Consider the following 12904-nt stretch of genomic DNA (forward strand, 5'->3'; position numbering starts at 1 on the left):
TTTCTAATGATTATTTCTGACTTTCTATTATTTTTTTTCTGAATTCAGGATTTAATAAATCGAGATTGCTTTTGTACCAAACATTTATTCTGTTTTTATATGCTTCAACAGATTCCGTTTTTTCATCAAACTCAGGAAAACCTGCCGGAATTTGTCGCTTTATCAAAGCATCAACAATCTCTTTCTCCAAATTGCCGTATTTTGAAACGACCACTTCGGATTTAACTGCCATTTGATTTGCTTTAAGAGCATTATGCTGCTCTTTTAACTCGCGTTCGTTTTGTGCATTCGCGCAAAAAAACGAGAAGAATGAAAAACTAAGAATTAAGGCTCTTTTCATTTTAAATTAAGGTTTCGACAAAGATATAAAATCGAGCGACGAAAAAAAGAAAAAAGTAGCGACTTGACAATTGATTATCAACAAAATAGGCATAAGAACTTCTAAAATAATTTAGATGCTAGCTACCAAGCCTTTTTATGGAATTTAACCTCCAAATCTGTCACAAAATCGTTCACAGTTTGGTTATTTGGGTTAATTGTCAAAGCTTGCTGGTAATATTTTATACTATTAAGTGTATCCCCGGCTTCAAAATAGGATTTCCCAAGTAAAACATTTAAGAATTCCTGGTGATACCCTTTTTGGAGTTCTTTGGTAAAATAGTTTACACCCTCATTTGGATTTGTTTTCATATACAAATCCTGTAATACTTCATATGGAACTGTAAACTCATGACGGACATCCAATTCAATAGCCTTGATAAGATATTTTTTAGCGTCTAGTGGTTTCCCTAATCTATACAAGGCAATACCAATATTACAAGCTGTTTCCTTTTTGGTGGAATCACGATTAAAACCTTCCATAAGATAAGGCATCGCTGAGGCAGGATCGTTTTCTACAGACAATAAAATATGAGCAATGTTATTATAGCAAACATCACAGGTAGGATCCACTTTAATTGCATTCAACAACACTTTCTCCGCATTTCTCACTTTCTGCAATTTCTGATTATCCGGAATAACATCACTCTTATCATTGATATGAATCATTACCTGAGCACTCGATAAGAGCGATAATTTTACTGAATTAGGATACTTTTTCACATCGCTTTCAAATAAAACTAATTTTGATTTCCACTCACTGTTTCTCTTCACTATCATGCCGGCGAAAATAAGTAAGCACACCAAACCAACTAACTTTTGGGTAGATTTTAAATCTTTGTGCTGTGTTACTTTGGCATTGGCATTCTTGTAAAAATATAGTCCGAATACTGCCATCAAACAAAAACCAATCGAAGCAAAGAAAACAAATCGATCGGCCACAATACCTGCTGCCGGCGCTACAATATTTAAGTACATGGAGATAGAACCACCAAAAAATAAAATACCATACCAAAGCATATCCGGCTTATGAAATCGCTTATAAAATTGCCAAAGCAACCATGCACCACCCACTATACCAACTAAAGCATAAACGGAAGTTAAATCATAAACCGGTATAGTATTGAAACCGTAATAACATGCCATTTTTATTGGTAAAAACAACATTAAGACATAAAAACCTAATGAATTAAACCCTGCTGTTAATCTATCTACAAACTCAAATTTGAAATAAAGAGGGTTTTCGAAATATTGATAAATTCTAGAGCCCTTCACTTGCTCTTTATCAAACATTAAATTCTTTGTGATTTTGTAAGAATAATAGGCAGCAACAAAAAACACAATTATCAAGGCAATAATCTTAAAGTCAATTTTATTTCTTACATATCCAACAAAAGGAATGATTGCCAGAAATGGCAACACATCGAATTTGCTCAAAAAGGCCAATGCCAAATATAAAAAGGCAAGCACTAAATGATACCACTTTTTTAAATCAAAAAATTTCAAAAAACAGATAAATGCCAAAACAGAAAAGATAAAACTTAGCATCACATCTCTGTTTTTTAAACTGGCAACAACTTCTGAATGAATAGGCAAAAATTCAAACACCAATACCACAGAAAATATCACAAACTCACTTGTATTTACGAGTATTAATTGCAGTAATTTGAAGAGTAACAGAAGACAAACTGCATATAACACAATATTCACTAAATGACTCATGAATACATTTTGTCCCCATAAACCACTTTCAATGGCAAAACTCACCTTTACCATCGGACGGTATTCGTATTTATTACCACTCTCATCAATAACGTGAAATGTTTTAAAAACACGAGGAATGGCTTGAAACCCCTTGGCCGTAATGTTTTTCGGACCGGTTACAAATTCATCATCTAAGCTATAACCATTAAAAAGAGTGTTACCGTATAAAACAAAGGCAAATAAAACCAATAATAGTTTATAGGGATGTTTTGAAAGAAAAGCCTTTATCATTTGCAGCTAAGTTACATTTTTTTTACTTTTGATAGACTATGGGACTCTCTATTGATAAAATAAGCATTCATTTACCGGAGCTTGTTTTATCAAATCAAATGCTTGCAAAAGAGTTTAATGTTTCTGAAAAAGAAATTTTAAAACGTACCGGTATCGAAACCAGATACATTTCAGGAAAAAACGAAACCGCTTCTGATTTAGCTTTTATGGCGGCGCAAAAGATTTTTGAGAAAGAGCCTGAATTAAAATCGAAAATTGATTTTCTTATTTTCTGTTCTGATTGTTTCGATTACATAGCACCTGCTACCAGTTGCATTTTACAACACCGCCTCGGATTACCACAAACCACTGCCTGTATTGATTTGCCTTATGGATGTTCAGGTTATGTTTACGGCTTAGGCATGGCTAACGGTTTCTTAAAAAGCGGCATGGCTAAAACAATTTTATTTTTAACCTGCGATACTTCAACAAAAACACTTGCACCGGATAACTTAGAACAACGTAGCATTTTTAGTGATGTTGCCACCGCAAACATTATCACCTATTCGGGCAACCTACCTGATAATGAATTTATTTTCGGAAGTGATGGAAGCGGTGCGCTAGACTTGTACATTGAGAACAGTGCCTTTAGAAAACCCATTGAAAAAAGTGCCTGCAGAAATGAAACAAATCCGTTAGGACAAATGGTCATGAATGGCACTAACGTATTTACATTCGCGTTAAAAACCGTTCCTAAACTAGTAAAAGAAACGCTGGATAAAAACAAATTAGGCATGGAAGATATTGATTTGTTTATTTTCCATCAGGCAAATGGCTTTATGCTTGAAACCCTTAGAAAAAAACTTAATATTCCGGAAAACAAATTTTACACCAACATTAAGGATTATGGCAACACCGTTGCTTCTACCCTTCCGCTAGCACTCTATACCGCTAAAGAAGAAAAAAAGCTGCAAAAAGGCATGAAAGTTCTGTTGGCAGGCTTTGGTGTAGGAAATAGTTGGGGTGCAACTGTAATAAATTATTAAATTTGTTCTATGTCGATAAACGAATTCATACAAAAACTGGAAGCCGAATTTGAAGATATGCCACAAGGCACTTTAAAACCGGATACAGATTATCGCAGCATCAAAGGCTGGAGCAGTATGCACGCACTTATCATTATCGCGTTTATCGACATAAACTTTAATATTACATTAAGCGGGGCAGATTTAAAATCAACTCAAACCGTACAAGACCTGTACAATCTCGTTCAACAAAAAAAATAAGCTTGAGCATTTTTAAAACATCGGGCATTTCCATCAAAGGTATTTCTGTTTGCGTACCCAAACAGATTAAAAGCACGTATGATTACAATCACATAAGCAAAGAAGAACAAGAACTATTTCATAAAACAGTTGGTATTAAAGAAAGAAGAGTTGCGGATGATAAAACGACCTGTAGCGATTTGTGTGAGAAAGCCGCCAATTATTTTTTCGAAAATAACATTACCAATCGCGAGAATATTGACATCATCATTTTTGTCTCGCAATCTCCCGATTATTTTCTACCATCGACTGCTATCATTTTACAAGATAAACTAAAGCTCAAAAAAAGTGTATTGGCTTTTGACATTACACTTGGTTGCAGCGGTTATGTATATGGTTTAAGCGTTTTGGCCGGCTTTATGCAAAGCGGACAATTCAAGCAAGCATTATTATTGTGTGGTGATAAATCTACCATCTCTACCTTTGAAGGCGATAAAAGCGCTTACCCTTTGTTTGGTGATGCAGGAACAGCCACATTAATCGAATACGATAAAAATGCCTCCGAGCTTACCTTCAATTTAAATAGTGACGGAAGCGGAAAAAATGCCATCATCATCGAGCACGGTCATTCTCGTCACCCTTACGATTCTTCCTCAGAAACTATATACGAACCAGAACCAGGTATAAAACGCGCTAAAAAACATTTAGCTTTAAACGGACAAGACATTTTTACATTTGCGTTGAAAGAAGTACCGCCAAACATTAATGAAACATTAACTGCGGCTGGTAAAAACAAAAGTGAAATTGATTTTTTCATCTTACACCAGGCTAACAAACTCATAAACGAAACCGTTCGCAAAAAGTTGGGAATTGAAAAAGAAAAATGTCCATCTTCCATAGAACTTTTCGGTAATACAAGCTCGGCCTCCATACCATTAACCATGTGTTTTGGATTAGAGCAACAACTTACGAAAGAAAGTTTAACTTTGTTATTGTGCGGCTTTGGGGTTGGTCTTTCGTGGGGAAGTGTTGTTATAAACACATCTGAATTAAGTTGCGCCAAAATTATTGAATTATGATCACCTTAAATAATAAAACAGTTTTGGTTACCGGTGCCTCATCCGGCATTGGCAGAGCCTGCGCTGTTTTATGTGATCAGTTGGGTGCTCAGGTTATTATTACTGGAAGAAATGAGGCTGAATTAAAGGCTACAGCTTCTCAACTAAAAAACAAGCATCAAATAATAGTAGCTGATTTAACCAATGAAAATCAATTATCGGAATTGGTAAAAAACTGCAACAACCTTGACGGATTAATTAACTGTGCAGGTATTGTAAAACCATTGCCTGTAAAGTTTATTAAGAGTAAGCATATTTCCGAAATGTTTGAAGCTAATTTCAACTCCACAGTAATCTTATGCAGCGAGTTAAGCAGTGCTAAAAAATTCAACAATCATGCTTCTGTTATTTTTCTCTCCTCTATTTCATCTTTGCATCCATACATAGGTGGAGCATTATACAGTGCTTCGAAAGCGGCACTGGAAGCATTTTGCCGTTCTTTTGCAATCGAACATGCTACTAAGAAAATTCGTGCGAACGTAATTGCACCTGCATTGGTAAAAACAAAAATATTTGATGAAACCGAGCTAGCCACGTCTGAAGAGGAAATGAAAAATTACGAGGCACAATACCCATTAGGTTTTGGCGAACCAATAGATATCGCAAATTGCGCGGCATTCCTTTTATCTGATGCTTCCAAATGGATAACAGGCACCACAATCAAAATGGATGGAGGTTTATTATTAAGCAGTAAAAAATGAATCCGGAATATTCTATAATTATACCTGCTTATCATGCAGCAAATAGCATTGAGAAATTGTATCTTGAATTACAACAGTTTTTTAATTCTATAAATACATCATTTGAAACCATTATTGTGGATGATGCAAGTGCAGATAACACATGGGATGTTCTTAAAGGTTTAAAAGCAAAAAACCCAAACATTAAAATCATTCGTTTTGCAAAAAACTTCGGACAGCATTCAGCTACGCTATGCGGTTTTTCATTTGTAAAAGGAAAATATGTTATCACAATTGATGATGATTTGGAAGTTCATCCTTCACAAATTTCAAAACTAATTGAAGAGCAAAAAAAATCCGACAACGATGTTGTGTACGGCGAATACAAAAAAATTAATCAATCCATACTTCGTTCTGCGCTTTCCGGTTTTTATAAATTTGGCTCTAAAATAGAAGGGAAGAATAAAGGAAAAGGTTCTTCATTCCGATTAATAAAAGCCGAATTAGCTTTAAAATTGGCAAAAGAACATCGTCATTTTACTTTCATTGACGAATTACTGCTTTGGTACACCGAAAGGATTAGCTTTTTAAAAGTAGAAGCCAACAAGAATTTTATTGAACGAAAACGCTATTCAATCGGAGGCTTGTTCAGAATGACCGGAAACGTGGTTATGTTTTCATCCACTGTTCCGCTCAGGTTTGTAACCCGTGTTGGTTCTACACTTGCAATTATCAATTTTTTAATTGGTTCATTTTATCTATTAAAGAAATTTCTATTTAAAACTCCGGTACCGGGATTTACATCCATCATTGTAAGCGTTTTATTCTCCACCGGTCTCATTGTTTTGAGTATTGGCGTGGTGGCGCAGTATATCAGTAAAATCCTGAAGGATGTAAACAACAAACCTTCCTATTATATTTCAGAGAAGTTTGCTGACGATTAAACAATATGGTGTTACGTTGAGGCGTATTACTCAAAACGACCTCGAACTATTACGCTACTGGCGCAACCAGCAGTCGGTAAAAATGTACATGGATTATCGCGAATACATTACACCGCAAATGCAGCAGAAATGGTTTGAGTCGGTTAACAATAAATTCAATTACTATTTTATCATTGAGTTCGAAGGAAAGCAAGTAGGATTAATCAATGCGAAAAATTTCAGTTATGAAAACGGCTTTGGCGAAGGGGGTATTTTTATTTGGGACAGCAATTACATTAATTCATTTGCTGCAGTGTTTAGCACCTTATGCTTGCTTAATTTTGTTTTCTTCAAAGTAAAATTATGCAAACTCTCACATGCCCGTATATTAAGCGATAACGATAGAGCCATTCATTACAATCAGCTTATTGGTTATAAATTAGCCGCCGGCCAGGAAGGAATATACAATCAGCTATACGAATTAAGTATGGAGGATTACATAAAAAACGGAAGTAAACTCAATAAAGCGGCTGAGCAATTAAATAATGGCGACGGTGAATTAATTTGTACAGGAACACTATCAGAAAACAATCTGGATGAAATAAATAATGTACTTAAAAATTAAAAGCTCATCAAAGGAAATTCTCCTTTAGAAAAAGCTTCCAACCATCTTTCCTTCGTTACCATCGACAACAAAAAAGGATCATCGAGATTTTCAATTTTATATTTAGAAATCTGATGCGCGGAGTAACCCCATAGCGGATTTGGAATGTCAAACATTAATACAACTCGATTTTTGTCGCTTTTATTCCAAGCCTCATGATCAAATGAATCATCAAACACCATGAGTTTACCTTCCTCCCACTTTCTTGTTTCGTCACCAATCCGGATGGCGCAATCACCTTCGGGAACAATCAGAGGCAAATGACAACGCAAAACCATGCGCGTGTAACCTTTATGTGGAAGAATATGTGTGTTAGGTTTTAGAAACGAATAATCACAGGAAATAATATCAGTAATAGAATAAATCAATTCAGCTGTCTTAGGACACAATTTAGCGTTTTCAGGAAATTTCATTGAGAAAAAAATGAAGGAAAAAACCTTCCAAGCCTTCTTGTTTTCCGACTCTACATAATTCGGAAACGTTTCGAGCCATTGATTTTCCTTATTCTTTTCAATTAGATTTAGTAATTCAGATTTTATAACTGCAAAATTTTCAACCAAGGGGTTTAAGAATGGGAAGTCCTTTGCCTCATAAAAAAATTGAGGATTCTTTTCAGTTATGTTATGCTGGCTCATTACTGACTAAAACTAGATATAATTTTATTTTGCACATACTGTGAACCTGAATAAATAGTAAACGCTAAGAAATCGCGGTAATCACGCTCAATACCGTTTTCACTTAAATAACCATAAGCTCCAGTAGCTTGTTGTAAGCTGCGAATCAACTTCTCACCATTATCGGCAACGAACGATTTAGCAATAGATGCTTTTAAAAACGATTGCTTAGGAAATTGATCCATAGCAATTGCGGCATCACTTATTTTCTCCCAGGCCTGAGTTAAAAACGAATTGGAATTATTCATCAGTGTAATAAATTCCAGTTGCTCATTCAATTTTTTTCCGCCCCTCGAATTTTCTTCTCCGAACTTATGAACTTTCTCTATTACTCTAATAACGATTCCAAGATTTAAAGCACTTAAAATGGTTCTTTCCCATGTCATGGCTTCATTGAACATTGCAGTAGCACTTCCCTCCTCACCTAACCTAGCAATAGCCTTCACATTTTTCAAATTCACGCCTCCCATTTGTGCTGTTCTCAAACCCATTTTATCAATCGGACCAAGCACTTTCACACCTTTTTCCTTTGCATCAACTAAGAATGCACTCAATCCCCCAATACTTCCTTTCTGTACATCGGTAAATGCGTAAATCAGAAAATAATCTGCAACGGGTGCATTCGTAATGTAATATTTAGAGCCGTTTAATATATAATCGCTTCCTGATTTAACAGCCGTGGTTTTCATATTATAGGCATCCGAACCACTTTCCCTTTCTGTAATTGCTGATGCAATTACAATCTCACCTTTAACAGATGGAATTAAAAACTGATTACAGAGAGCATCATTTCCATACTTCAACAAAGGAACATTTACAGAAAAAGCTTGTGCACCGACAGAAAAAGTTATACCATTGTTCTGACAAGATGCCCCTAATGCTAAATAAGCAACAGCTGTATCCATTGCTGATAATTTTCTACCTCCAAATGAATCCGGTATGTGCAGCGCATTAAAACCAGCAGCGTTTATTGCGCGAAAAGTATTTCTGTTGTATGCTGCAGCTTTATCCTCTTTCATAACATCAGCCTCAGAACAAATTTCTGCCGCCAGCTTATGGTAAGCCTTGTAAATCGATTGATGATTATGATTTAAATGATTGAGCATACATTTTTCTTAAAGCAGTTTGGTCAACTTTATGATTTAAATTTACCGGAATTTTTCGTAAAACCATTATTAAATCCGGCACCATATATGATGGTAAGTGGCTTAAGCAGAAAGATTTTAAAGCTAACTGAGATAAATCATCCGCTGATTCCACAAAAGAAACGATTTGACTATCTTCTTTTATAAATAAAGATTCGCATCGACCAATACTTGAATGTTTTTGCAATGCTTTATTAATTTCATTTAATTCAATCCGAAACCCGTTACGTTTAACGAGATTATCTTTTCGTCCAATAAAATTTAATAGGCCATTTTTATCGCAAGTAACAAAATCGCCAGTTTTATAAACCGAATTCCTTCGGAGCGCTTGATACCCCTTATCATTAATATAGCCTGACATCAAGAGTTTTCCCTTATATAACAGCTCACCTTGTTTGCTAAGTTTTATATTTCCTTTAATGATGGATTTACCAATCGGAATATACTCCCCGCTTAGCTTTTTAAAGTCAATTTTATATGCGCAGCAAACATTGGTTTCCGTTGGTCCGTATAAATTATAAAACGTTGCTTTTTTAAAATGCACTTTTAATCGCTTTACTAAATCAGATGATAAAGCCTCTCCGGCGATTAAAATAAGTTTAACGTGTTTGAAATCGTACGCAGATAATTTACCGGTTTGTTCCAGCAGATTCAAATATGAAGGTGTTGTATATAACGATTCGATTTTATGATCGTTCACATACTTTGCAAATAAGCGCGTGTTTGATATGATGGATGAAGCAGGAACAAACAAGGTGGATGTATTAACTATAGGATGAAAAACATCAAAGACCGACAAATCAAAATTGAGAGGTGCAATAGATACGTGGCGTTTAATTTTATAGCTTTTAAATTCCTTCAAACACCATTTCAAAAACGTGAATGCACTTTCATTCGTATGTACAATTCCCTTTGGATATCCTGTAGAACCGGAGGTAAATAAGATATAACTTAAGGCTTTGGGTAATCGGATTTTTCGGATTGATTTAAAGCTAAAAAGATAAAAGTTTCCGTCAATTCGAACCATGGTAAATTGTACTCCCATCTCATTCAACAGATCGGAAGCAATGGAGCATCGATTTTCATCCACAATTAACGTGGCGGTACCGGTATTTTCCAAAATAAATTTTACCCTGTCGGAAGGCCAATCATTGTTAATTGGAATGTATCCGTTCCCTGAAGATAAAATCGCTTGAATCATAACAATGGCATTTACTGATTTCTCAGTCCAAATTGCTATGCTTGAATTCTGCTTCTCTAATCCTAGTTGTGAAATATTCTCTTGAAATTTATTGACTGCTGATGCCAAATCAGAGAATAACACCATCTGCCCTTCTTCATTTATCAAGTAAGGGAGTGTACTCCTTTTTAATTGAGGACTCTTAATTATTTTGATAATTTCTTTAATAGGAAGTCGGCGATAATATTTACTGTATCTAAATTTTCAACGCTCACTTCGTGTGCCGCGAATTCAGTTTTTGTCTTTTCTTCCAAATAATTCACCATACTCAATACCACAATTGAATCAATGAGGCGTGAACTAATCAGCTTAGTATCATCCGTAAAATCACCGGGTAAATTTCCTTTAAACATTTTATTCGCAATAAAACCCCGAACCTCTTTCTTTAATTCATCTCTATTCATGTGATTGTTTATTTAATCCTGTTATTATTTGATAAAATCCACCAGCGATCAAGGTATGTCCTAACGCATTAGGATGAGAGTCAATTGAGCTAACCGCAAGCGTTTTTGGACTTCTGTTTCCGTAAATGTTTTGGAGAGAGTACACTTCAAACCCTGCCTTTTGAGCCAATTGCCTTAAATTCTCGTCTGCATTCACATCTGTTATGTTTTGCGTTGTCGTAGGTATAAAAACCCAAACCGCTTTCATATTGTTTTTATGACAGTAGTTTACCATTTCTTTATAGCACCATAAATACACAGTGTTAACATAAGGTTGCATCCGATATTTGATTTCGGGAGCACTCATTTCCTTTTTCACACCGGATTTCTGAATAATAAATTTAAGAAAATCTTCTTCAAAACTGAAACCACTCTTAACTAGACGTGAAAAACTATTAAGCATACGTTGCTCTTCATTTGTATGAGAAAACAACACAGCTACATCCACATCAAATTTCTTGATTTTATTTTCGCACACATACTTACTCTGCAAAATGGTGTACATGGGTACCGCGAAATTAATCAACTCATACTTTCTGCCTGAATACGCATTTAACCATATTTCAGTTTGCTGTTCAAACACATCTTCATCATTTACTCCGGTTCCCATTTCGTACGAACCTCCCAAAATAGCAATGCGCTGTACTGACTCATCCTTCTTTAACGCGTATTCTTTATCACGTTGTCCATGACTATTGGTGCTTATTTCAGTGCCATTAAAACTAATCAGCGTATTTGGTGCAAGTTCCTGCTGCAAGATGCTATTACTCTTAACACCCGCCTTTTCTAAGGGCCTCAATCGGTTTACACCCTCCTTACCCATTTTTGAATTATTACTTGAATTGAGAAGTTTGGCATAATACCCTTCTTCCTTGGCATCCGCATCACTTGTTGGTGCGTTGCCATAAAGCACATCAATAATTCGTCCGGAACTTGAATGTGGTAAAAAACTTACGGCAATTATTGTCGCTAAAAAACATACCGATATGATATTTACACTTTTTGAATTAAAAAGAATTTTCTCGATGTGAGGTCTTAAGAACAGGGCTATAATAATTATCAACCACAGCAGAATAAAATAAACAAAAATCGCTAAGTCAAAACTATTACCCTTTTTAAGAAAGAAGAAAAATTCACTCAAGCTATTGCAATTCCATAAAAAAAACAAAAAGGACATTACACTTTGCACAAGTAAAACATTCAATGAACGCTTTAACAAGCCCGGCTCGTGGATTACACCGTCATTCTTATTAAATGTTTTTTCAAACCTGATATTACTCCAGTAAACCAAAAAACCTAAACACATCCAATACACAATATCATTCAACTTCAAATGGAAATATCCTGAAGACAGGTATAGCTGATAAAAATGAAAAAAGCTTGAAAACAAAAATGTAACGATAACTACCGAAAAGGTTTTAAATGGCCAATTCGTTTTACGTAACTTAAAATACAAAGGATAATATATCAACTTCAATAAAAAATCACGCCAGTAGCGGTTTACATCCTTCCAATAATCTCTAAAACCTGCAGCTAATGGAAAAAAGCCAAAGGCTGAAGGTAAATCAATGCCGAACATGGTCAAAAATCCCAAAGAAAACATAAACAATCCGCAGATTTTGATGAGCACGGTTAACTTAAATAATACTGCCACAAACAAGTGACTTACTGTATACAGCTGCAATACATCCAGATTGGAATAAGCATCGGAAATTTTATAAACCGTAAACAAAAACAAACCGGTTACAAACTGACGAAATGCCTTTTGCCACAACACTGTAACATTAGTTGGGTTTGAGCCATTCACAAATAACTTAAAATCTATAATCGGCATGACAGGAAAAAACAACTGCGGAAAGGAAAACAAATAGGCAAAGGATGCAGCATAATTATTTACTACATGCGCATGTTTAAATTCATATAACAGTAAAATACCTCTAAACATGATAATGCTTAGCAGAAACGGAGCCATGAAATTTACAGGATACACCTGAACTACATCTGCTAACAGTAAAATCATGAAACCAAAAAACAACAAAGCGGAAATTAATTTTAAAAAGTATGAAGATTTTGTGAACATAACTGTTCCGAACAAAACGAGTGATACAATTAATACCAAAGCTGTGAGCGGAGTAAATACCATAAAAGCCAAGGTCATAAACAGAACCGGAAACACAAACATTTTATGAGCAGGCTTTAAAAAATACTGAACCATAAACAGTCCGATTAAAACCGGACTAAAAGCAGCCATATCAAGTGCTTTGTCGAAGTTAATAAGGTAAGCCGCATAAAACACCAAAGCATAAGCTAAAGAATAATACAACAACTTATTTATTGAGTCCTTATTTTGCAAACTGAAATTAATTAATAATTCATTTGCTAAGATATAATTAATACATT

At 35.1% G+C, this 12904-nt stretch carries 13 protein-coding genes; 6 read left to right on the forward strand and 7 right to left on the reverse strand.

What is annotated here, in order from left to right; genetic code table 11:
- Nucleotides 1-10: 10 nt before the first annotated feature.
- On the reverse strand, nucleotides 11-340 hold the full coding sequence (locus J0L69_11045) for a hypothetical protein (GenBank protein MBN8693725.1): 330 nt from the start codon (nucleotides 338-340) through the stop codon (nucleotides 11-13).
- Nucleotides 341-462: 122 nt separating this feature from the next.
- Nucleotides 463-2373, reverse strand: a complete 1911-nt coding sequence (locus J0L69_11050; GenBank protein MBN8693726.1) for a hypothetical protein — start codon at nucleotides 2371-2373, stop codon at nucleotides 463-465.
- 38 nt (nucleotides 2374-2411) lie between these two features.
- On the opposite strand from J0L69_11050, the gene J0L69_11055 reads away from it, so the two are divergent.
- From J0L69_11055 to J0L69_11080, 6 genes are read left to right on the forward strand one after another with little or no spacing between them, the layout of a single operon-like run.
- Nucleotides 2412-3398 carry a ketoacyl-ACP synthase III gene (locus J0L69_11055; GenBank protein MBN8693727.1) on the forward strand — a complete coding sequence of 329 codons (987 nt, stop codon included), beginning with the start codon at nucleotides 2412-2414 and terminating at the stop codon, nucleotides 3396-3398.
- Between the two features lie 9 nt (nucleotides 3399-3407).
- Nucleotides 3408-3638 carry an acyl carrier protein gene (locus J0L69_11060; GenBank protein MBN8693728.1) on the forward strand — a complete coding sequence of 77 codons (231 nt, stop codon included), beginning with the start codon at nucleotides 3408-3410 and terminating at the stop codon, nucleotides 3636-3638.
- 2 nt (nucleotides 3639-3640) lie between these two features.
- Nucleotides 3641-4696, forward strand: coding sequence for a ketoacyl-ACP synthase III (locus J0L69_11065; protein MBN8693729.1), 1056 nt, complete (start codon nucleotides 3641-3643; stop codon nucleotides 4694-4696).
- A complete protein-coding gene (locus J0L69_11070; protein MBN8693730.1) occupies nucleotides 4693-5436 on the forward strand; it encodes an SDR family oxidoreductase in 744 nt (247 codons plus the stop codon). Before J0L69_11065 ends, J0L69_11070 begins: the two co-directional genes overlap by 4 nt.
- Nucleotides 5433-6359, forward strand: coding sequence for a glycosyltransferase (locus tag J0L69_11075; protein MBN8693731.1), 927 nt, complete (start codon nucleotides 5433-5435; stop codon nucleotides 6357-6359). The genes J0L69_11070 and J0L69_11075 overlap by 4 nt, the downstream gene beginning before the upstream one ends.
- On the forward strand, nucleotides 6346-6963 hold the full coding sequence (locus J0L69_11080) for a GNAT family N-acetyltransferase (protein ID MBN8693732.1): 618 nt from the start codon (nucleotides 6346-6348) through the stop codon (nucleotides 6961-6963). The genes J0L69_11075 and J0L69_11080 overlap by 14 nt, the downstream gene beginning before the upstream one ends.
- On the opposite strand, the gene J0L69_11085 is transcribed toward J0L69_11080, so the two are convergent.
- From J0L69_11085 to J0L69_11105, 5 genes are read right to left on the reverse strand one after another with little or no spacing between them, the layout of a single operon-like run.
- Entirely contained in the window at nucleotides 6960-7637 is a 678-nt protein-coding gene (locus tag J0L69_11085; GenBank protein MBN8693733.1) for an aspartyl/asparaginyl beta-hydroxylase domain-containing protein, read from the reverse strand. The two genes, J0L69_11080 and J0L69_11085, sit on opposite strands and share 4 nt — an antisense overlap.
- Entirely contained in the window at nucleotides 7637-8782 is a 1146-nt protein-coding gene (locus J0L69_11090; GenBank protein ID MBN8693734.1) for an acyl-CoA/acyl-ACP dehydrogenase, read from the reverse strand. Before J0L69_11090 ends, J0L69_11085 begins: the two co-directional genes overlap by 1 nt.
- Nucleotides 8760-10169 (reverse strand): AMP-binding protein, encoded by a 1410-nt coding sequence (locus J0L69_11095; GenBank protein ID MBN8693735.1) that lies wholly within the window; start codon nucleotides 10167-10169, stop codon nucleotides 8760-8762. Before J0L69_11095 ends, J0L69_11090 begins: the two co-directional genes overlap by 23 nt.
- 38 nt (nucleotides 10170-10207) lie before the next feature.
- Entirely contained in the window at nucleotides 10208-10465 is a 258-nt protein-coding gene (locus J0L69_11100; GenBank protein MBN8693736.1) for a hypothetical protein, read from the reverse strand.
- The gene (locus J0L69_11105; protein MBN8693737.1) at nucleotides 10458-12857 is read right to left on the reverse strand and encodes a hypothetical protein; all 2400 of its coding nucleotides are present in this window, start codon (nucleotides 12855-12857) and stop codon (nucleotides 10458-10460) included. The genes J0L69_11100 and J0L69_11105 overlap by 8 nt, the downstream gene beginning before the upstream one ends.
- Nucleotides 12858-12904 lie beyond the last annotated feature (47 nt).

Source organism: Bacteroidota bacterium (genome assembly GCA_017303905.1).
In the GTDB taxonomy this organism is placed as follows: Bacteria; Bacteroidota; Bacteroidia; order B-17B0; family Aurantibacillaceae; genus JAHEYG01.